This is a genomic window from Acinetobacter sp. A3 (assembly GCF_012371415.1).
Classification (GTDB): Bacteria; Pseudomonadota; Gammaproteobacteria; order Pseudomonadales; family Moraxellaceae; genus Acinetobacter.
Genome location: NZ_JAAZQW010000001.1, coordinates 170,939 through 193,573 on the forward strand (window position 1 = coordinate 170,939; position 22,635 = coordinate 193,573).

General features: G+C 42.3%; 18 protein-coding genes. 10 read left to right on the plus strand and 8 right to left on the minus strand.

Features of this window, described 5'->3' with window-relative positions; translation table 11 throughout:
* Positions 1-39 precede the first annotated feature (39 nt).
* The 5 genes from serS to rplU all read right to left on the minus strand — a co-directional run bounded on the left by serS (position 40) and on the right by rplU (position 4,305).
* Complete coding sequence (gene serS / locus HHA42_RS00835) at positions 40-1,311, minus strand: serine--tRNA ligase (RefSeq protein WP_168460884.1); 1,272 nt, start codon at positions 1,309-1,311, stop codon at positions 40-42.
* A gap of 119 nt (positions 1,312-1,430) precedes the next feature.
* Positions 1,431-2,222: an RsiV family protein gene (locus HHA42_RS00840; RefSeq protein WP_168525067.1), complete on the minus strand. Its 792-nt coding sequence runs from the start codon at positions 2,220-2,222 to the stop codon at positions 1,431-1,433.
* Between the two features lie 568 nt (positions 2,223-2,790).
* Positions 2,791-3,489, minus strand: a complete 699-nt coding sequence (gene lolA, locus HHA42_RS00845) for an outer membrane lipoprotein chaperone LolA (protein ID WP_168418004.1) — start codon at positions 3,487-3,489, stop codon at positions 2,791-2,793.
* A 230-nt stretch (positions 3,490-3,719) separates the two neighbouring features.
* Positions 3,720-3,974, minus strand: coding sequence for a 50S ribosomal protein L27 (gene rpmA, locus HHA42_RS00850; RefSeq protein ID WP_004760935.1), 255 nt, complete (start codon positions 3,972-3,974; stop codon positions 3,720-3,722).
* 19 nt (positions 3,975-3,993) lie between these two features.
* Positions 3,994-4,305 carry a 50S ribosomal protein L21 gene (rplU, locus tag HHA42_RS00855; protein WP_004972275.1) on the minus strand — a complete coding sequence of 104 codons (312 nt, stop codon included), beginning with the start codon at positions 4,303-4,305 and terminating at the stop codon, positions 3,994-3,996.
* A gap of 452 nt (positions 4,306-4,757) precedes the next feature.
* On the opposite strand from rplU, the gene sdsA reads away from it, so the two are divergent.
* The 8 genes from sdsA to HHA42_RS00895 all read left to right on the plus strand — a co-directional run bounded on the left by sdsA (position 4,758) and on the right by HHA42_RS00895 (position 15,488).
* Complete coding sequence (gene sdsA, locus HHA42_RS00860) at positions 4,758-5,735, plus strand: All-trans-nonaprenyl-diphosphate synthase (protein WP_168460880.1); 978 nt, start codon at positions 4,758-4,760, stop codon at positions 5,733-5,735.
* 12 nt (positions 5,736-5,747) lie between these two features.
* Positions 5,748-7,802, plus strand: coding sequence for a site-specific recombinase (locus HHA42_RS00865; RefSeq protein WP_168525069.1), 2,055 nt, complete (start codon positions 5,748-5,750; stop codon positions 7,800-7,802).
* 149 nt (positions 7,803-7,951) lie between these two features.
* Positions 7,952-8,569 (plus strand): phosphatase PAP2 family protein, encoded by a 618-nt coding sequence (locus HHA42_RS00870; protein ID WP_168460878.1) that lies wholly within the window; start codon positions 7,952-7,954, stop codon positions 8,567-8,569.
* A gap of 21 nt (positions 8,570-8,590) precedes the next feature.
* Positions 8,591-9,859 carry an efflux RND transporter periplasmic adaptor subunit gene (locus tag HHA42_RS00875; protein WP_168418000.1) on the plus strand — a complete coding sequence of 423 codons (1,269 nt, stop codon included), beginning with the start codon at positions 8,591-8,593 and terminating at the stop codon, positions 9,857-9,859.
* A gap of 13 nt (positions 9,860-9,872) precedes the next feature.
* On the plus strand, positions 9,873-13,052 hold the full coding sequence (locus HHA42_RS00880; protein ID WP_168525071.1) for an efflux RND transporter permease subunit: 3,180 nt from the start codon (positions 9,873-9,875) through the stop codon (positions 13,050-13,052).
* Positions 13,052-14,497, plus strand: a complete 1,446-nt coding sequence (adeK, locus tag HHA42_RS00885) for a multidrug efflux RND transporter AdeIJK outer membrane channel subunit AdeK (RefSeq protein WP_168525145.1) — start codon at positions 13,052-13,054, stop codon at positions 14,495-14,497. The genes HHA42_RS00880 and adeK overlap by 1 nt, the downstream gene beginning before the upstream one ends.
* A 144-nt stretch (positions 14,498-14,641) precedes the next feature.
* Positions 14,642-14,998, plus strand: coding sequence for a YbjQ family protein (locus HHA42_RS00890; RefSeq protein ID WP_168525073.1), 357 nt, complete (start codon positions 14,642-14,644; stop codon positions 14,996-14,998).
* Between the two features lie 31 nt (positions 14,999-15,029).
* Positions 15,030-15,488: a heavy metal-binding domain-containing protein gene (locus HHA42_RS00895; protein WP_168525075.1), complete on the plus strand. Its 459-nt coding sequence runs from the start codon at positions 15,030-15,032 to the stop codon at positions 15,486-15,488.
* A 48-nt stretch (positions 15,489-15,536) separates the two neighbouring features.
* On the opposite strand, the gene HHA42_RS00900 is transcribed toward HHA42_RS00895, so the two are convergent.
* Positions 15,537-16,343 (minus strand): SDR family NAD(P)-dependent oxidoreductase, encoded by an 807-nt coding sequence (locus tag HHA42_RS00900; RefSeq protein ID WP_168417996.1) that lies wholly within the window; start codon positions 16,341-16,343, stop codon positions 15,537-15,539.
* A 42-nt stretch (positions 16,344-16,385) separates the two neighbouring features.
* Entirely contained in the window at positions 16,386-17,054 is a 669-nt protein-coding gene (locus HHA42_RS00905; protein WP_168417995.1) for a hypothetical protein, read from the minus strand.
* A gap of 251 nt (positions 17,055-17,305) precedes the next feature.
* On the opposite strand from HHA42_RS00905, the gene HHA42_RS00910 reads away from it, so the two are divergent.
* Positions 17,306-20,200 (plus strand): valine--tRNA ligase, encoded by a 2,895-nt coding sequence (locus tag HHA42_RS00910; protein WP_168525084.1) that lies wholly within the window; start codon positions 17,306-17,308, stop codon positions 20,198-20,200.
* A gap of 415 nt (positions 20,201-20,615) precedes the next feature.
* On the opposite strand, the gene HHA42_RS00915 is transcribed toward HHA42_RS00910, so the two are convergent.
* Positions 20,616-21,662, minus strand: coding sequence for a molecular chaperone DnaJ (locus HHA42_RS00915; protein WP_168461205.1), 1,047 nt, complete (start codon positions 21,660-21,662; stop codon positions 20,616-20,618).
* Positions 21,663-21,837: 175 nt separating this feature from the next.
* Between HHA42_RS00915 and HHA42_RS00920 the strand changes: the two genes are divergently transcribed.
* On the plus strand, positions 21,838-22,515 hold the full coding sequence (locus tag HHA42_RS00920) for a YetF domain-containing protein (RefSeq protein ID WP_168525086.1): 678 nt from the start codon (positions 21,838-21,840) through the stop codon (positions 22,513-22,515).
* The last annotated feature ends 120 nt before the right edge of the window (positions 22,516-22,635 follow it).

The following is a 22,635-nucleotide window of genomic DNA, read 5'->3' on the forward strand; positions in this document are numbered from 1 at the left end:
ATCTGACTGTAAGCAATTTTAAGCCGAGCTGTGCACAACTTAATTAATAAACGCTGCACCGCCCATATATGGACGTAACACTTCTGGAATTTCGATTGAACCATCGGCACGTTGATAGTTTTCCATTACCGCCAATAAGGTACGACCAACTGCCAAACCTGAACCATTTAGCGTATGCACAAATTCAGTTTTCTTTTGATCGGCACGGTAACGCGCTTTCATACGGCGTGCTTGGAAATCCCCCATGTTTGAACATGAAGATATTTCACGATAGGTATTTTGACTTGGCACCCAAACTTCTAAATCGTAAGTTTTGGTCGCCCCAAAGCCCATATCGCCACCGCATAAAATAATTTTACGGTACGGCAAACCAAGTGCCTGCAAAATACCTTCTGCATGCCCAGTCAACTCTTCTAAAGCCTGCATTGAGGTTTCAGGTTTAACAATTTGCACCATTTCAACTTTATCGAACTGGTGTTGACGGATTAAACCACGGGTATCGCGACCATAAGAACCTGCTTCACTACGGAAACAAGGCGTGTGTGCGGCATATTTTAGCGGTAAACGCTCAGGATCAATGATTTCATCACGCACAAAGTTAGTCACTGGCACTTCTGCGGTTGGAATCAGATAATATTCTTTTTCGCCTTGAAGCTTGAATAAATCTTCTTCAAACTTAGGCAGTTGTCCTGTACCACGCAATGAATCTGCATTGACCAAATACGGCACATAAGCTTCGGTATAACCATTTTTATCTGTATGCGTATCTAGCATAAACTGGGTAATCGCACGCTGTAAACGCGCCAAAGGCCCTTTGAGTACGCTAAAACGTGAGCCTGTCAGTTTGGTTGCAGTTTCAAACTCCAAACCACCCATCATTTCGCCTAAATCGGTATGATCTTTGATTTCAAAATCAAACTGGCGTGGTGTGCCCCATTTCAATACTTCTACATTATCAGCTTCGTCTTTACCTTCAGGTACAGACTCATCTGGCATATTAGGAATAGACAGTAATTTGGCTTCTAATTCATCTTGCAATTCTGCCAAAGCCACTTCAGCAGCTTTGATTTCATCACCAATTGCAGACATGCGTGCCATAACTTCAGAGGCATCGCCACCTGCTTTTTTAATTTGACCGACTTGTTTTGCACCCGAATTACGTTCTGCCTGTAATGCTTCGGTTTTAGATTGCAATTCTTTACGACGTGCTTCAAGTGCTGCCCACTCTGCTACATCTAATTGCACACCACGTTTTGCTAAGGCTAAATTTACAGCCTCAATATTATTTCTGAGTAATTTCGGGTCAATCATAGCCAATCTTGGAATAAGAAAAAAACTGGCTATAGTGTAAGCGCTTCGGGTTAAAAAATACAGTAACCCGATTCACAGCTGCACCTTATTACAGCAATCTCAGCGCTTATTTTTCACTTTTACTGGTTAGGGTACTGAGGCAAACTTGGTAAATATTCAGGCTTGATCAATTGTGCTGTTGCGTAATACGGCAGCACCAATTCAGGCATACCTTCTGCATAAGAGGCAAGCTCATACAATGGATAGACAAACACAATGCCATTGGCACCGTAGTAAAAGTTATCACTCAGTTTAAATTTTTCACGGGAAATATCATGTTCATCTAACCAATTAAAATTATGATTGAACAATTCCTCTACTACTTTGGCTTCAGCATTGGGCAATAAAATATCTTGGAGTGCCAAACGCTTTTGTTGTTTTAAATCAAAGGTCACAAATTCTTGATGATGCATGCCGTGTGCTGCACGTGCAGGATAATAATAACTTTGTAAACTAAAGGTCGCTAAATTGCCATGTTGCCCGATATAACGCACATAAGATGAACTCTGATTCAAATCCATCGGATTCGTTTCTTCTTCTGGCGTAGCGGCTGAAGCAGCCGATTTAGAAAATGCAATTGGGTCGGCTTTTTGCAAGCGTTGCATAAAATAATTATCTATCCATGCCACATTACTTTTGACCGTCTGAATGTCGTAGGCGGTACAGCCTTCTTCATCGCAGACTTGTTTTTGCGCCAACTCAACAGGTACCACTTTGGCTTGAACCACTGGAATATTTTCAGCCGATGAAGTCGCCACTTGGCCTGATTCTGTTTTAGATGTTGTGTCATTTTTTGGCTGACATGCGGTGAACAACAAGACTGAACTTAAAGCGACAGCACTAACCCAGACCTGTGATTTTAAATGTTGCATTAAACCTCCCCCCTGTCCTGCTTTAAAAATAAAATGCTGCGATGCGTTATCTATTAAGCAACTTGATGGTGATACACAACCCAATTTGCTCGTCAAGACTATAGGCAACTCTTGCTGTTCAATCCTAGAGCAGTTGTGTAACGGAATTTATAGGGGATAACCGAGTTTAAAATTAATACAATGTTTGATACAGAGCTTTCTTTATTTTTTACATATAAATCAGAATCTTAAACACAACAACCAGAACCTAGACACCCATAAGCAACGACCCAATCTGCGTACCTCTTTCTTTAAAATGTGAATTATCCCAAGATTTATCCACAGAAATTGTGGATTTCTTAGAATGAATCTACAGATAAATATGTAGGCTGAGTTTTAAATCGCTGAATTGTTGTGCCAGACACTAAATTATTCACAATCTGCTTTGCGTATAATTTAAGGCGAGTATTACTGCCCCAAATCTTTCTAACCTAAAAATAAGGGATAACCTGCAAGGACATATGATCCATAAAAAATTAGGGCGTTTAAAACGCCCTAAATATCATCACTTTTAACTTCGATGTGTTGATTATTGATCAATAATATCCGTACCTTTTGGCGGAGTAAAATTAAAGGTCGATGCAGGAATTTTGGCATTAACTTTCACATTGTTAAAACGTACATGTGTGGTTTGCCCCAACGAGTCCTGTAAAATCATCAAGGTAGGTGCATTACGTGCACCAAAACTAATGGTCAGACTTTGAAATACACCATCATCACTTTTTGGATATAAAGTGTAGTAAGTCTTAGCCTTGTTCGGCTGCGTTACACGATAAGACTGCATAATTTGGTTGGTATTACCCGAAAGTAATAATGCGGGTGTGTTCGCTACTTGATCATCTAAACTTTGACGTACCGCTTGCTGTAAGTCTGGATCATAAATCCATACCGTTTTACCTGTGGTCACAATGGTCTGTTTGGCTGGACTGGTGGTTTCCCAGAAGAATTTACCCGGACGTTCAACTTTCATCACGCCTTTAAAATTCTGGTTCATGTGTTGAGCAGATAGACCACGGTTTGGTAAAGCCTTACCATTGTTGCTGACTTTGGTAGTTTGCTCAAAATTGGCCGTAAAACTTTTAATACCGTTTAATTGTTTAACTAAATTTGCTGTCGCCTGTTGCTCCGATGCTGCCACTGGCGCAGCAAACACTGTGGTACTCATGATTGGTGCTAAAGTCGTTGCACCCAATGCCACAGCACACATGGTTTTACGAAGCATATTCATAGATTCACCTTTTTATATTTGCTTAGTCGCAATGTTTTGGATGTCCCATCTTAAACCAATTTCTGGCGCTAATATGATAGAAAATAAGAAGTTTTGTATTGTTATTAATATAATATGTAGAAATTTATCCATCATGATGAAGATATAAAAAGCATCTACTTCTGAGTTTTTTGCAATCTTATAGGCGTAAAAAAACCCACAATCACTTGTGGGTTTCTTTCTATTGTTGCTTACGCTTCAACAGATACGTAGCGACGGCCAAATTGACCTTTCACTTCGAATTTTACTACGCCGTCAGCAGTAGCAAATAAAGTATGGTCACGGCCCATACCTACGTTTGCACCAGCGTGGAATTCTGTACCACGTTGACGAACGATGATGTTACCAGCAGTTACAGTTTGACCACCGTAAACTTTAACACCTAACATCTTAGGATTCGAATCACGACCGTTCTTAGTCGATCCACCGGCTTTTTTAGTTGCCATGTCTATTTACTCCTAGTGATTAGCCTGCAATACCAGTAATTTTCAACTCGGTAAACCATTGACGGTGACCTTGTTGCTTACGGTAGTGTTTACGACGACGCATTTTAACAATACGGATTTTGTCGTGACGACCATGACCAACCACTTCTGCAGTTACTTTAGCGCCAGCAACAACTGGAGCACCGATTTGAACGTTGTCACCGTTTACAACCATTAATACGTCATCAAACGTAATAGTTGCGCCAGTTTCAGCTTTCAATAATTCAACTTTAAGGGTTTCACCCTCAACAACACGGTGCTGTTTACCACCGCTTTGGATTACTGCGTACATAATGTACTCCAAACATGCCCGTGTCGTCGTGCCGATAAAGGGATATATCGATCTTAAAACGAACGCCACTGGGGGTTATTCAAGGGCAAGGATTTTAAGGGATATTCACACAAACAACAAGTCATTTGCGGCAATTATTGTATACGCGCATTGATTATTTAGTAAACACCTCTACTTGTCATGTTTTATACCCCTTGGTTAAGGGTAAATAGACAGATTGTATTGGCGCAAGCCGTTACGCTTGTTAGAATCAGGCGCAACTTAAGCAAATGCCAAATTTACCAATAAAGTTATTTACTTAGTTTTCAATTAGACTTAACAATTATACAATTGCCTAGCTATTGCATTCAGCGTGTTATTTTCGCAGACTGAGTTAATTTTCTTGGCTGTAACCAAAGTTACAATAGATTCCACTAAGTTTGTAATTCAATATTATTGAGGTTTCCTTTCACATGACCATCGACTTTAAGCAAGACATTCTCGCCCCTGTTGCTTCTGATTTTGCCGCGATGGATACATTTATTAATGAAGGAATTACCTCAAAAGTTGCCCTGGTCATGGCCGTTAGTAAACACGTGGTCGAAGCAGGCGGCAAACGCATGCGTCCAATTATGTGTCTGCTTGCAGCCAAAGCCTGTGGTGCAGAAGATTTGGAACGTCAACGTAAACTGGCGGCCATTATTGAAATGCTACATACCGCAACTTTGGTGCATGACGATGTTGTAGATGAGTCAGGTTTACGTCGTGGTCGCCCAACAGCCAATGCAACATGGAATAACCAGACTGCAGTTTTAGTGGGTGACTTCTTAATTTCCCGCTCGTTCGACTTATTGGTCGATTTAAATGACATGGTATTGCTGAAAGACTTTTCTACAGGTACCTGTGAAATTGCCGAAGGTGAAGTTTTACAACTACAGGCACAGCATCAACCAGACACCACTGAAAAAATTTATTTGGATATTATTCACGGTAAAACGTCACGTTTATTTGAACTGGCAACCGAAGGTGCTGCAATTTTAACTGGCACACCGCAATACCGTGAGCCTTTGCGTTTATTTGCAGGACACTTTGGTAATGCCTTCCAAATCATTGATGATATTTTGGATTACACCTCAGATGCTGAAACATTAGGTAAAAATATTGGCGATGATTTAATGGAAGGCAAACCGACTTTGCCTTTAATCTCTGCTTTACAAAATACAACAGGCGAACAACATCAAATTATTCGTCGCAGTATTGCCACAGGCGGCACAGCTGACCTAGATCAGGTCATTGCCATTGTGCAATCTTCAGGCGCTCTCGATTATTGCCGCCAGCGTGCTACAGAAGAAACCGAAGCGGCTATTGCTGCTTTAGAAGCACTGCCTGAGTCGGTCTATCGTCAGGCCTTAAAGAATTTAGCCTTGTTGGCTTTACACCGTATTCAATAATTTAAGCTGCTTATGCATATAAAACTCAACGATTTATTTAATAAAATGCAAGAACAGCTGGACACGCCCAAAGCTGTTCTTGATGAAAATCTCCTGATTGAGCTGGTCAATCGTATTCGTCCTCAAGACACCCAAAATTTAGAAGAAACCCATCAAAAGTTTCAGGCACTCTTGCATGCTTTATTGATCACTCCAAACGCAAGCTCGACCCTGCAACATTTTGTTTTACGTTTAATTAATCAGTACAAACAAACCAGTTTATATGCTGACACTGGCATTCTGTCTTTAGATGGCTTTTGGAATCAGCTGTTCCAGCGCTTAGGCGCACACTTTTTACCGCTAATTAATGATGAAAGCCAACTGCAAGATTTAGTGCGTCGGGTCTTTCCTCTGCGCAGCGACAAATATTGGTTAGACAATATTGATGATGCTGAATGGCAACAGTTATTCACCCTGCTTAATCGTGGGCATGGCGGGCAAACCCAGAAGCGTCTGATTCGCAGTGAAATTATTAAAGCCCTGACCGTATTGTCATATCGGGTCAGTGGCATTGGTTTATATCCTGAATTTATTAGTGCCTACCCTGAACTGAGTGAATACGACTCGCCTTTCTTTGCACAAAACCGTGAAATCAATGAGTTTATTCAGCAATATAAAACTGCAGATCTGCAACATGATCAAATGAGTGCCATCCAACCACCCGATGCCGCTCAAGCTTTGGTGATGATTGATCAATGTCATAATGTCAGTAGCAAAATTAGACGTGCCACCAAACGCACTGGAGTCAGTATTAGTCTGACCTATTTACTGTCCTTGCTGGAACAATGTCTGGAACGGATTGAACTGCTAATTAATTTGATTGTGGCACAAGACAAAGTTCGCCATATTTCAATGGGACAGTTATTGGTAGATGTTACCGCAGCACTGTATAGCGAGCGCAGTGTGCGTTCGCTCTTGGCAGAAAACAGTGAATTAATTGCCTTACAAGTCACGGAAAATGCCAGTAAAACAGGCGAGCATTATGTAAGTACCGACAAAGACGGCTTTTTGGGCATGTACAAAGCCGCAGCAGGTGCGGGGGTTTTAATTGCTGCTATGGCAACGCTCAAAACCCTCGCCTCTCGCTTAGCGCTGGCTCCAATGATGCAAGCCATCATAAACAGCATGATTTATTCATTTGGCTTTATGATTATTCATGTGTTGCACTTTACTGTTGCCACCAAACAGCCCGCGATGACTGCTGCGGCCTTGGCATCGACCGTTCAGCATCGTAAAGGTTCAAAGACCGCACAAATTGCCGAATTAGCCGCACTCATTATTAATATTATTCGCACACAGTTCATTGCTATTTTGGGTAATATGTCCATTGCCATTCCAATTGCAGCTTTAATTGCTTTTAGTTGGGATGCCGCATTGCATGAACCTTTAATGTCACATGCCAAAGCATCAGACACCTTACATGACTTAAACCCCTTTACCTCTTTAGCGGTTCCGCATGCAGCTATTGCGGGGGTATTTTTATTTTTGTCAGGTCTGATTGCTGGTTATTTTGACAACATGGCGGTGTATCGTAAAGTTGGGCCACGTTTAAAAGCCCACATCCACCTAAAAATGCTGCTCGGACAGGAACGCCTGAATAGCTTTGCGAATTATATTGAACGTAATTTAGGTGCATTGGCTGGTAATTTTTTATTCGGGATTATGCTCGGCAGTACTGCCACGCTCGGATATATTCTCGGTTTACCAATTGATATTCGCCATATTGCCTTTGCCTCTGCCAACTTTATTCAAGGTTTAATGAATGTGAATGGCTCACCTGAAATTGGCCTCATTATTGTGTCATTTTTAGGGGTACTACTGATTGGTTTAACCAACTTATTTGTGAGTTTTACTTTAACAATTATTGTGGCACTACGTGCACGTCGGGTACGTTTTGAACAATGGAAGCCTCTGGCAAAATTGGTGCTGACCCATTTTCTGACCCGTCCAAGTGATTTCTTTTGGCCCCCGAAACAACCTATTACAGTGGATGATGACAGCACATCAAACTCTGAACGAAATACTTAAAAAATGTACGGATTTCTGGCTTGCTCACAAATCAGGAAAAAAAGAAATCCTTCTCATTTCCATTGACTTGAAATAAAGTGTACTGGTTAGTACACTTTAATCCATTCATCAACCGTGCTCAAATCGGTTAAACTTTCGGAGATTTTAGCATGCCTAAAAAACTGCTCTATCTCGGTAGTTTACTATTTATTATCAGTGTGTTAGTACTCAATATTGCAAGTTTGCAACAGTTCGATTTTGCACTTGTAGAGTTTTTAAGTACGCAACGCACCGCACATTTGAATCAATTGGCGCAGCTACTTTCTGTATTGGGTGGCATGCCATTTGTATTATTTTTATCCAGCCTATGGTGTTTCTACTGGGCATGGTATAAAAAATACACAAAAATTGTTTTTATCAGTGTAGGACTGTTTGGAAGTATAGCGATTGCGTGGCTGCTCAAATCTGTAATTGCCCGCCCACGCCCGCCTGAAGCATTACATTTGGTAGAAAGTTATGGGGCAGCATTTCCTAGTGCACATAGCTTTTATGCCGCAAGCTTAGGCTGTTTAGTCATTTACCTAAGTTTGCAACATCCAGCGCATAGAATTTTAACCGTATGTGCAGCGTTGTGGATGGTGCTGATGGGTATTTCCCGTGTATATCTGGGAGTGCACTATCCTTCAGATGTCCTCTCCGGTTGGAGCATAAGTTTTATTTGGATCACATTGTGGTATCTGTTTTGCACGAAATATCTGCAATGCAAACCAATACATAAGTTTAGATAAAAATCTAATTGAGGTGAAAAAATGATGTCTGCAAAGCTTTGGGCACCTGCCCTGACTGCTTGCGCATTAGCCACAAGTTTAGCGCTTGTGGGTTGTAGCAAAGATCCAAAAGATGCACAGCAAGCAGGTGCAGCCCAGCAAATGCCACCGACTGAGGTTGGCGTGCTTGTGGCACAACCACAAAGCGTTGAGCAATCTGTTGAATTGTCTGGTCGTACCACTGCCTTTGAAATTTCAGAAGTTCGCCCACAAACCAGTGGCGTTGTTTTGAAACGCTTATTTACCGAAGGCAGTTATGTACGTGAAGGTCAGGCGCTTTATGAAATTGACGCACGTACCAATCGTGCTTCATTAGACAGCGCACGTGCGGCTTTAACCCGCCAACAAGCACAGTTAAATGTGCTACGGGTAAAAGAAGGTCGTTATCGTCAACTGGTGGGCAGCAACGCCATTTCCAAACAAGAATATGACGATATTGTGGCTCAGGTAAAACTTGCCGAAGCAGACGTTGCAGCTACTCAGGCAGAAGTTCGCAATGCTGAAATTAACTTAGGCTATTCAACTGTACGTGCACCTATTTCTGGGCAAACGAATCGCTCTACTGTGACGGCTGGTGCTTTAGTCACTGCCAGTCAAGCTGAACCATTGGTTACCATTCAGCGTTTAGACCCAATTTATGTAGACATCAATCAGTCCAGTGCTGAGCTGTTACGTTTACGTCAGCAACTCAGTCAGGGCAGCCTAAACAGCAGCAACAACACTAAAGTTAAATTAAAACTTGAAGATGGCAGCTATTACCCGATTGAAGGCCGTTTAGCATTCTCTGATGCCAGTGTGAATCCTGAAACAGGTACTGTGACCTTACGTGCGGTTTTCCCAAATGCCAACCACTTATTGTTGCCAGGTATGTTCGCCACGGCACAAATTGTGCAAGGTGTTATTCCTAATGCGATTTTAATTCCGCAAGCTGCACTTAGCCGCACCCCAACAGGTCAGGCGATGGTGATGCTCGTGAATGCAAAAGGAGTGGTTGAGCCTCGTCCTGTGACCACTGTAGGCTCACAAGGCAACAACTGGATTGTGACTGAAGGTTTGCAAACTGGCGATAAAGTCATTGTTGAAGGGATTGCCAAAGTAAAACCTGAACAGCAAGTTGTGGCTAAACCGTATCAACCTCAAGGCGCTGCCCCGCAAGGTGCACCTGCTGCACCAGCAAAATCAGATGATGCAAAACAAGCACCAGCATCAGAAGCTAAAGCGACTGAACAAAAAGCTACTTCAAATGCATAAGGGGTAGACTTCAATGGCACACTTTTTTATTCATCGCCCCATTTTTGCGTGGGTGATTTCATTGGTGATCATGCTGGCGGGGATTATTACCCTCACCAACATGCCAATTGCTCAATATCCGACCATTGCACCGCCAACGGTCACCATTGCTGCGACTTATCCGGGTGCATCTGCTGAAACTGTTGAAAATACAGTGACTCAAATTATTGAGCAGCAAATGAATGGTTTGGATGGTTTACGCTACATTTCATCGAACAGTGCGGGGAATGGTTCTGCATCAATTACCTTGAACTTTGAACAAGGGATTGACCCTGATATTGCACAGGTTCAAGTACAGAACAAGCTACAATCTGCAACAGCTTTATTGCCAGATGACGTACAACGTCAAGGGGTGAAAGTCACCAAATCAGGTGCAAGCTTCTTACAGGTTATAGCCTTCTACTCGCCAGATGAAAGCCTTTCTGCAGATGACATTAAAGACTATGTCAACTCCAACATTTCTGAACCGCTTAGCCGTGTTGCAGGTGTAGGTGAAGTACAAGTATTTGGTGGCTCATACGCCATGCGTATTTGGATGGATCCAGCCAAAATGGCAAGCTTGCAAGTTACACCAAGTGATATTGCACAAGCCATTCGTACCCAAAACGCTCAGGTAGCTGTAGGTCAATTGGGTGGTGCACCATCTGTTCAAGGTCAGGCGTTGAACGCAACGGTTACTGCACAAAGCTTGCTACAAACACCTGAACAATTTAGCAATATTTTCCTCAAAAATACCGCTTCAGGTGCTCAAGTTCGCTTGGGTGATGTAGCACGTATTGAACTTGGTGCAGACAACTATCAGTTTATTTCTAAATACAACGGTAAACCTGCTGGTGGTGTGGCAATTAAATTGTCTACTGGTGCCAACGCGCTAGATACCGCTGCTGCTGTAGAAGAACGCTTAAAACAATTACGTCCAAACTACCCTGCGGGTTTAAAGGATGAATTGGCGTTTGATACCACGCCATTTATTGAACTTTCAATCAAGAGTGTGGTTAAAACGCTGATTGAAGCAATCATCTTGGTATTTATTGTGATGTTCCTGTTCTTACAGAACTGGCGCGCCACCATTATTCCAACCATGGCTGTGCCTGTGGTGGTTCTCGGTACTTTTGCCGTGATCAATATGTTTGGTTTCTCCATCAACACCCTCACCATGTTTGCCATGGTACTCGCCATCGGTCTTCTGGTCGATGATGCGATTGTTGTAGTGGAAAACGTAGAACGTGTCATGGTGGAAGAACATCTTGATCCTGTGGCTGCGACTGAAAAGTCCATGAAACAGATTTCAGGTGCACTGGTCGGGATTACCTCAGTACTGTCTGCGGTGTTCATTCCAATGGCATTCTTTGGTGGAACAACAGGGGTTATTTATCGTCAATTCTCAATCACCCTTGTGACTGCCATGCTGCTGTCACTGGTTGTTGCCTTGACCTTTACCCCTGCCCTGTGTGCCACCATTCTCAAACAGCATGATCCAAACAAACCTGAAAGCAACGGCGTATTTGCCCGTTTCTTCCGTTGGTTTAACCGTAGCTTTGATAAGATTTCGGTCAAGTATCAAGGCGGTGTAGACCGTATGACCCACAGCAAAATTTTCTCAGGAATTTTATATGCAGTGGTGTTGGGTATTATTGTGTTGTTGTTCCAGAAACTTCCATCATCGTTCTTACCTGATGAAGATCAGGGTGTGGTGATGACACTGGTGCAACTCCCACCAAATGCGACTTTGGAACGTACTGATGCCACTATGACCAGCATGACTAACTTCTTCAGAGAAAATGAAAAAGAGCATGTGCAGTCGGTGTTTAGTGTTTCTGGCTTCTCGTTCTCGGGTGTTGGTCAGAACGCTGGTATGGCATTCATTAAGTTAAAAGACTGGAGTGAACGTACAAGTCCAGAATCACAAGTGGGTGCCATTATTCAACGTGGTATGGCGCTGAACATGATTGTGAAAGATGCGACCTACATCATGCCATTACAGCTGCCAGCAATGCCTGAATTGGGTGTGAGTGCAGGCTTTAACTTACAGCTGAAAGATGCTGCAGGTAATGGTCACGAAAAACTCACCATGGCACGTAACATTGTCTTGGGTGAAGCAGCCAAAGACCCTCGCTTAATGGGCGTACGTCCAAATGGTCAGGAAGATACACCACAGTACCGTATTCTGATTGATCAGGCGCAAGCAGGTGCAGCAGGTGTCAGCATTGCTGAAATCAACAGCACGATGGGCATGGCTTGGGGTGGTTCGTACATCAATGACTTTATTGACCGTGGTCGTGTGAAAAAAGTTTATGTTCAAGCTGAATCAGACTCACGCATGATGCCTGAAGACCTAAACAAGTGGTATGTGCGCAATAACCGTGGTGAAATGGTACCGTTCTCTGCCTTTGCAACAGGTGAGTGGACTTATGGTTCGCCGCGCTTAGAACGCTATAACGGCGTATCTGCCAAGAACATTCAGGGTGCACCTGCTCCGGGCGTCAGCTCAGGTGAAGCAATGCAAGCCATGGAAGAAATTGTCGCTAAATTACCGTCTATGGGCTTAAATGGCTTTGACTATGAGTGGACAGGCTTATCGCTAGAAGAACGTGAATCGGGCGACCAAGCACCGTTCTTGTATGCGTTGTCTTTACTGATTGTATTCCTGTGTTTGGCAGCCTTGTATGAAAGCTGGTCTATTCCATTCTCAGTACTCTTGGTCGTACCGTTAGGGATTGTCGGGGCATTATTGCTCACCTTTGGGGGCATGATCTTGTTCAAGAACCCGAACCTATCCAATAACATTTACTTCCAAGTGGCAATTATTGCTGTGATTGGTTTGTCTGCGAAAAACGCCATTTTGATTGTAGAATTTGCCAAAGAGCTACAAGAAAAAGGTGAAGACCTATTTGAAGCCACTTTGCATGCTGCAAAAATGCGTTTACGTCCAATTATTATGACCACCCTTGCCTTCGGTTTTGGTGTATTGCCACTTGCTCTTTCATCTGGTGCAGGTGCAGGTAGCCAACATTCAGTCGGTTATGGAGTCTTGGGCGGTGTAATTAGCTCAACCTTGTTAGGGATCTTCTTTATTCCAGTGTTCTACGTTTGGATCAGAAGTATCTTTAAATACAAACCAAAACAACAAAATCAACAGGAGCATGTATCGTGATGCAAAACTTATGGTCTCTTACAGGCCGTGGCATTGCGGTTTCTGCCCTTGCGCTTGCTTTGACAGCCTGTCAAAGCATGCGTGGGCCAGAGCCCGTCGCTCAGGCGAGTATTCCGAGCAGCTATACTGCAACAGCAACGGGTACATCGGTTGCCGAACAAGGCTATAAAGATTTCTTTGCCGACCAGCGCTTATTGCAAGTGCTAGATATGGCACTGAACAATAACCGTGATTTGCGCACTGCAACCCTGAACATCCAGCGTGCGCAGCAAGCTTATCAAATTACAGAAAACAACCAATTGCCTACCATTGGTGCTAGCGGTGGCGTACTACGTCAAGATCAGGGCAATGGATTAGGTACACATACCCGTTATAACGTCGGCTTAGGTGTTACTGCCTATGAGCTGGATTTTTGGGGACGTGTGCGTAGCTTAAAAGACAATGCCTTAGATAACTTCTTGGCAACTCAAAGCTCACGTGATGCCACGCAAATTGCCCTGATTGGTCAGGTTGCACAAGCATGGCTGAACTACTCTTTTGCCAATGCCAATTTAAAACTGGCAGACCAGACGTTAAAAACGCAACTTGAATCTTACAATCTGAACAAAAAGCGTTTTGATGTTGGTATTGATAGCGAGCTGCCTGTGCGTCAGGCGCAAATTTCTGTAGAAACGGCACGTAATGATGTTGCTAACTACAAAACCCAAGTTGCCCAAGCACAAAACTTGTTGAACTTGCTGGTGGGTGAACCTGTTCCAAACACTTTGCTACCTGCACAGCGTGTTACCCGCATTACGAAAAACAATGCAATGGGTGCAGGCTTACCAAGTGACTTGCTGACCAACCGTCCCGACATCCGTACTGCCGAGTACCGACTGTCTGCTGCAGGAGCTAACATTGGTGCGGCCAAAGCACGTTTATTTCCAAGCATCAGCCTAACAGGCAATGCTGGATATGCGTCGACAGATTTAAGTGATTTGTTTAAATCGGGCAGCTTTGTGTGGGCAGTTGGCCCAAGTCTAGACCTGCCAATTTTCGATTGGGGTACACGCCAAGCCAACATCAAAATTTCAGAAACCGATCAGCAAATTGCTTTGGCAGATTATGAAAAGTCAATTCAGTCTGCATTCCGTGAAGTGAATGATGCCTTGGCAGTTCGTCAAAATATTGGGGACCGTTTAGCTGCTCAAAAACGCTTGGTTGAAGCAACCAACACAACTTATAAGCTTTCTAATGCACGTTTCCGTGCAGGGATTGACAGCTACCTAACCGTATTGGACGCTCAGCGTACCGCTTATGCCGCAGAGCAAGGTTTGTTGCTACTTGAGCAAGCCAATCTGAACAATCAGGTCGAGTTGTACAAATCTTTAGGTGGCGGTGTAAAAGCCAATACTTCAGATGCAACTTTACAACCTGCATCATCGGCTGAGCGGAAAGCGCAGTAATTTAGTACAGCAAAACATAATTAGATGGTGAAACCACACCATTTACAAAGACCTAAATCAGCTCACTTCGGTGGGCTTTTTTATTGCTTTTTTGAGGTACATTTCATATCTTCAGTAGATTCGTTTATCTTCACTCAAAAAATTATGTTACTCAGTAATCTTGAATCTGTTCCGGGGCATCGAATTTCCCGCCAAATTGATGTGGTGTATGGCAGCACTGTGCGCAGTAAACACGTTGGGCGTGACTTATTGGCTGGACTTAAAAATATTGTGGGTGGTGAATTAACTGCCTATACCGAACTTTTAGAAGAGTCCCGTCAAGAAGCCATGAACCGTATGATTGAAAAAGCACGTGGTTTAGGTGCAAATGCCATCGTCGGAATACGTTTTTCTACATCCAATATTGCGCAAGGTGCTTCGGAACTGTTCGTTTACGGCACTGCGGTTGTAGTTGAAGCTGACATCCCTAAACTTCCAAACCCTTTCCCTGTGCAAAATTAAGGCTGAGTTGATTTGATGGGGATAACACCACATGGATAATTTGATTCTACAAATTATTGTCTTTGCTGTTTTGTTTGCTGTTGGTTTTGGCTTTGGTCGACATAATGAGCGCAAACATTTCAAATATTTGGCAGAGCAAGAACAGCGCTTAAGCTATATTCGGGTAGACAACAGCCGTTTTCAAACCAGCACCCAGACTGGGCAATTAGTACACAGTAATGTGGTGATTTCACATGATTATTTTAAGTTTGTGATTGCCAACATCCAGAATTTTTTTGGTGGTCGTTTAACCAGTTATGAAAGCATTGTTGAGCGTGCACGTCGTGAAGCAGTGGTGCGCTTAAAACTTGAAGCTGAAAAAGTAGGTGCAACTCAAATTATGGGACTGCGTTTAAGTACCACAGAATTAGGGATGCAAGGCGGCATGGTCGAAGTCTTTGCTTATGGCACGGCGATTCATTCTTCCATCACACTTCCTCATGCACACTAAAATGAAAACAGTATCATCATCTAGATGATGATACTGAGAGCCTTTAACTCACTTGACCTTAGTCTTACGTATCATTTTATATAAAGCGCTTGGTGATAATCGAGACACCAATACACCCAGCTTTTCTTTAGCACCACCCACTACAATATATTCTTCCCCTGCCATCAAGGCTTTTACTGTGGTTTTGGCAAATTCATCTGCATCTAAACCATTTTCAATGGCTTCATCTTGATGCCCTTGTGGCTTGCCTTCACCATTAAGCGCATTAAAAGATACATTGGTGTTCACAAAGCCTGGGAAAATCACCGAGACCTGTACCCCCTGCTCTGCCACTTCGGCACGTAAACTGTTGGCCCACATGTGAATGGCACTTTTCGCTGCTGAATAGGAAGCACGATATTGAGTACCTAATAATGCCGCAACACTAGATACAAAAATAATGCGCCCGTGTTTTTGCTGTAAAAAGGTCGGCAAGACTGTTTTGGTCAGAAATACTTGTGAAAAATAATCGACTTCCATAATGGTGCGTTCGGTTTGCATGGTGGTATCTGCAATTAAGGCACGCTGACTTAAACCTGCGTTATTAATTAACCAGTCAATCCGCCCTTTACGTGCCAAAACTTGCTCATAAGCATGCAAAACCTGACTTTCATTGGTGATGTCTGCACAGACTGAAAGATGGCGTTCAGGGTTTAATAAACTCACACGTACTTTTTCCAACTCTTCATAACGGCGTGCTGTTAAAATGACTTGCGCACCCTGTAAAGCACATTCTTTGGCCAGTGCCTTACCAATTCCTGAAGATGCGCCTGTAATCCACACCACTTTATGTTCTAAATTTTCTCGTTTTGCCATAACCGTTTGTCCGCGTTATTGAAGAATCTAAGTCATTAAAATTTAAGCTTTCAGCTGTGCAGGATGCTGTAAAAAACCAAGAAAATGGTTCGAATAAATTTCTGCACTTTCTAAATCAAATTGCTTACCCATTTTTTCCAGACGTTTATAGCCCAGTTGCGTGGTTAACTGAATCACACCGTTTAAGGTTTTATCGACCACCAAATTAAATTTCAGCATTTTTTTCGGATCACGAATTAAACAGCTTACGCCTTGATCAATAATTTGAACAAATCCTTTAAAGGCAGGGTCAATATAGGCACTGTTGCCCTGCTTAATCTGCTCAATATTACCTAAAGTTTCTTTGATTAAAATGCTATCTACAGGATAGGTTAAAACTGCCTGACCTGCCTGTTGATCCATCATCTCGGCCAAATAATTAACCATAGGCGTTAAGCGTTCATTGCCAAAAAATGAAACCGACCACGGCATATATTTTTGCATGGTATCGGTTACCTGTTGAATGGTTTTTTCAGACTCATTGTCTAGCGCATGTTTAGAGCGTGACATTTCACCAAACAACTGTTCAATCACTTCACAGGAAATTTCGGTTAAGACTGCTCCTAAAGGTTTGGCCAAACTTTCGGTTTCACCTGCATTGAACTGTTGATGCAATTGTTGAAATTTTTGATAGGTTTCTGGTTTTAATTTTAATGCTACAGCATAAGTCATAACTGAACTTGCCTATTTTGACCGTATTGATGTGTTGTCATCTATTTTAAAACTCCTTGCTTAACCTCAGTTTAAAACCGAGTAATATGCAATGAGCATCTTCAAGTTTTTATCATCCCTGTTGCTCATCATACGATGAGTTTGCCCAACTGCCAATTGCAAGAAGTTTGACGATGCTGAATCTCGCTTAGCTGGCAATTTTTTTGCTACAATAGACGCAATTTTTTATTCACTTTTAACCTGTTCTTACTATGACTGATTCAGCGCAAAATATTGCTACAACCTACGATCCAACCGAGATCGAGAAAAAATGGTACAAGACTTGGGAAGACAACGGCTATTTCAAGCCGTCTGAAAAGGGTGAATCATTCTGTATCATGATTCCGCCGCCAAACGTCACTGGTAGCTTGCACATGGGTCATGGTTTTAACAATGCCATTATGGATGCCCTAACTCGTTTTAACCGTATGTCGGGTAAAAATACCTTATGGCAACCAGGTACAGACCACGCAGGTATTGCCACGCAAATGGTGGTTGAGCGTCAATTGGGTGCACAAAACATCAGCCGCCACGACTTAGGCCGTGAAAAGTTCATTGAAAAAGTTTGGGAATGGAAAGAACAATCTGGCGGCAACATTACCCGTCAAATCCGTCGTTTAGGTTCTTCGGTAGACTGGTCACGTGAACGCTTCACCATGGATGAAGGCTTATCGAATGCGGTGAAAGAAGTTTTCGTGAAATTACACGAAGAAGGTTTAATTTACCGTGGTAAACGCTTGGTTAACTGGGATCCAAAATTACAAACTGCACTTTCTGACTTAGAAGTTGAATCAGATAAAGAAGAAGCAGGTTCATTGTGGCACTTTAAATATTTCTTTGAAGACAAGTCACTGCGTACGCACGATGGCAAAGATCACATCGTCGTTGCAACCACTCGTCCTGAAACGTTGTTAGGTGATACAGCTGTTGCTGTTGCGCTAGATGATGAACGCTATGCACATTTGGTAGGTCAAAACATCATCCTGCCAATTACAGGTCGTGCCATTCCAATCGTTAAAGATGAATATGTGGATAAAGAATTTGGTACTGGCTGTGTGAAAATCACGCCTGCACACGACTTCAATGACTATGAAGTGGGTAAACGCTGCGAATTGCCAATCATCAACATCTTCAATAAAAATGCGGAAGTATTGGCTGAGTTTGAGTACATCGCAAAAGCGGGCGAGCAAATTTCTAAAACCATTGCTGCACCTGCAGACTACATTGGTTTAGAGCGTTTTGAAGCACGTAAAAAGTTAGTTGAACAAGCAGAAGCTGAAGGCTGGTTAGATCAAATCCAACCATACACGCTTAAGCCACCTCGTGGTGACCGTTCAGGTGTGATCGTTGAGCCATTATTGACAGACCAATGGTATGTGAAGATCGCTCCTCTTGCACAACCTGCAATTGAAGCAGTACAAGATGGTCGTATCAAGTTCGTGCCTGAGCAATACAGCAATATGTATATGGCGTGGATGAACAACATTCAAGACTGGTGTATCTCACGTCAATTGTGGTGGGGTCACCGTATTCCTGCTTGGTACGATGCGCAAGGCAATGTATTTGTTGGCCGTGACGAAGCTGAAGTTCGTGCGAAAAACAACATCCCTGCCGATGTTGAATTGAACCAAGATGAAGACGTACTCGATACATGGTTCTCATCGGGACTTTGGACATTCTCAACCTTAGGTTGGACTGGTGACGAAGCGAAGGATAAAGAAAACTATTTCTTAAATACCTTCCACCCGACTGATGTATTGGTGACTGGTTTTGACATCATTTTCTTCTGGGTGGCGCGCATGATCATGATGACCATGCACTTCATGAAAAACGAAGATGGCACACCACAAGTACCGTTCAAAACTGTGTATGTACACGGTTTGGTACGTGACAGTGAAGGTCAGAAGATGTCTAAATCTAAGGGCAACGTACTTGATCCATTAGATTTGATTGATGGTGTTGATCTTGAAACTTTAGTACAAAAACGTACAACAGGTTTGATGAACCCGAAACAAGCAGCGAAGATTGAAAAATCGACCCGTAAAGAATTCCCTGAAGGTATTCAAGCATACGGTACAGATGCAGTTCGTTTTACTTTCTGTGCACTTGCAAACACAGGCCGTGACATTAAGTTCGACATGAAACGTGTTGAAGGTTATCGTAACTTTGCCAACAAAATCTGGAATGCAACCCGTTTTGTATTAATGAATGTTGAAGGTCAAACTGTAGGCCAAGAAGTACGTCAAGACCTTTGGGAGTTGCCTGAGCAGTGGATTGTCAGCCGTTTACAAAAGGCAGAACAGGCTGTTCACCAAGCGTTTGCAACCTACCGTTTAGACTTGGCTGCGCAAGCAATTTATGACTTTATTTGGAATGAATACTGCGACTGGTATGTAGAGCTGACTAAACCTGTTCTGAATGACGAAAATGTTTCAGAAGCGCGTAAAGCCGAAGTTCGCCGTGTATTACTTGCAGTGATGGAAGCATCTTTACGTCTTGCACACCCAATCATGCCGTACTTGACTGAAGAAATTTGGCAAACACTTGCACCAATGATTGGCTTGGGTGGTGAAACCATCATGCTTGCGCAATACCCTGTTGCTGAGCAAGCGCTCATCAATGATCAAGCTGAAGCAGATATGCAATGGTTACAAGGTTTGATTGGTGCGGTGCGTAACATTCGTGGTGAAATGGGTCTAGGTAATGCACGTTTGTTGCCTGTTCTGCTTCAAAACACAACTGATGCTGAAAAAGCACAGATCGCACGCATTGAACCATTGTTTAAAGCATTGGCAAAAGTTGAGAGCATTACATTCTTGGCAGATGGCGAACAACCACCATTGTCTTCATCTTCTGTCGTTGGTCACGTATCTGTATTCGTTCCAATGAAGGGCTTAATTGACCCTAAAGCGGAATTGGGTCGTCTACAAAAAGATTTAGACAAGGTTCAAAAACAGCATGCCCAAATTGCAACTAAACTTGCGAATGAAGGTTTTGTGGCGAAAGCCCCTGCTGCTGTGGTTGAAGGCGAGAAAGTGAAACTTGCTGAATTTGCTGACCAGTTAGCGAAGATTAAAGCGAATATGGAGCAAATTGCGGCGCTTTAATTTATTGCTAAAATATTAAAAATAAAGCTAAAATCCTCTCATAATTGAGGGGATTTTTTTCATGTCTGTATTAGAATCTATAACGCAAAATAGAAGAATTTTAAAGTTTGTTGATAAATCTATTTTAGATTTATCAACGGCTTTGTTGCATAAATATGTAAGCATCTGATTTAAATAAATTTAATTTTGGATCAAAAAATAATCAAAACTTTTAAAATCATATAGTTATGAAATCTTTGTGCAACAAAGCCTATGAGCGGCAAAAAAATTCAAATTATAGATAATTTACTCGAAATTGACTTATCAACAGCTACCTCTGGGCAAATGCAAGATGCTCTGTTAAAAATCATTGAGGCTATGCGTAGTAAATAAGATTATTCCATATATTTACCTCTCTCGCTAAGTTAGAGGTAAATCATAAAACCTGATGCTCCAACAGCATCTCCAACCCACTCTCTTTCCCCATAAAACTTAGCCGTTGCTTCTCCGCTTTAAGCTGTTGCTTCACCGCAGATGCATCCGCATCAATCTGCTTATATAAATTAGCAATATTCAATTGTCCTTTGGATTTCTGCACCGCAATTTTGGCTTTATTTGACCAAACCAGTGAGTTAATCAATTCCTGAATTTGATTTTGCAAGGCTTGGCTTTGGGCTTCTAAAGCCTGTTGGTAAAACTTCACTTGCTCCACACTTAAACCTTTATTTGTACCCTGTTTACTTTGTTCTACTTCAAGCTGCAGTTTCAGTAAAAAGAATAAATCTTCCTGTTCATAAGCCGCATTAGCACGTTGTAAAAGTTCAGTCTTTTCTGCTTTCTTAGATTCATCAGGTTCACGGTCAGGGTGAATAATCGAGGTAATTTTTAAATAAACCATTTTAAGCGATTGATTCACCATCTTTTCAGCTTGAGCTTGCTTATCTTGCTGACGTTTTAACTTGGCCTGCTCTCGTACTTGTTGATATTGTTCGCTGTTCCAATTTTCATCATAACTTTCATTTTCAGTATCTAAAGTTTCAGGCACATCAAAAGACGTTTCCATTTTCTTTTTAGATTTCTGCTTAGATTTTTTATTCTGGCTATATTCACTTGCCTGTGCATAGTAAATATACATCTTTTCCACTTCATCTACCTGCATTTGGGTTAACAAATGCGAACCTTGCAACAAGCAAGTGAGTGCCTGAATTTTATCTTCAACAGTTACCGTATCTGACTTACTTAAATGGTAATGACTGAGGCTATTCCACAGCGTCTGCATCTGCTCATACAGCGTGCGATATAACTCACGATAAGCAGGCATCAACGCCTTTTGACTATAAGCACGAATTTCATCTTTGGCATTTTGCCAAGCAAGCAATAACCGTTTTTGCTGTTCAATCTGCTCAATCAACACATTTAGTTTTTTATGCTGTGGTGTAACTTCAAGCACCGTTTGAGGTGTAGCGCTTAATGCAAAAGTCATAGTTAAAATTAAAGTAAAAGGTAAATTGTATTATGCCGTCATGCATACAACTCGCATAGTCACGGCTTGATTGGTTTCTCCCGTAGCAGAGCCACTTATAAACTTCACAAAAACACTAAAAAATGAGTAAGTTAAAGTTGCTACATTGCTAAAAGCATCTTAATGAGTATAACGCATGGACGTGCAGCAGATTTTTATTCACGACACCACTTGGGTCTTTGTTGCCGAATTGATTATTCGTGCCGCACTCATGTTTGGCATGATCATTATATTTTTACGGCTAACAGGTAAACGTGGCGTACGCCAACTGTCTATTTTTGAATTGGCTATTATTTTATCGCTCGGGTCTATTGCTGGCGACCCGATGTTTACCGAAGATTTGCCATTGGTACATGCTTTAGTGGTCATGGCGGTGGTGATTGCCATGTATCGCCTCATTACATGGTTAATGATGAAATACCAAGCCTTTGAAGATTTGGTGGAGGGCAAATCACTTTATATTGTAGAAGATGGTGAACTGGTTTTAGAAAAGATTAAACTGGGCAAAATGTCGCATGATGAATTCTTTGCAGAAATGCGCCAGCAAGGAGTTGAACATTTAGGTCAGGTGCGTGTTGGTTTACTGGAAAGTGATGGCAAATTCAGCATGTTATTTTTTCTAGGCGAAGCAACACGATACGGCTTGCCGTTATTCCCTAAAGCCTGCCAAGCCATTCACCGTACAGAACCGCATACCTACTATGCCTGTATGTATTGTGGTCATGTCAGTTTACTCGAACATGCCAATGTCGTCTGTCCACGTTGCAGCAAACAGCAATGGACACAAGCCATTAATACGCCTTATCGCGCTTAGTAGATTCACACGGGATCGGTTTAAAAACACCCATGCGACTTAAGTTGTCGCAGTATTGTCATAATTTAGATTTATACTGTACCCGCTGCTTCGGTGATGCACTGAATGCGCAAATAATAA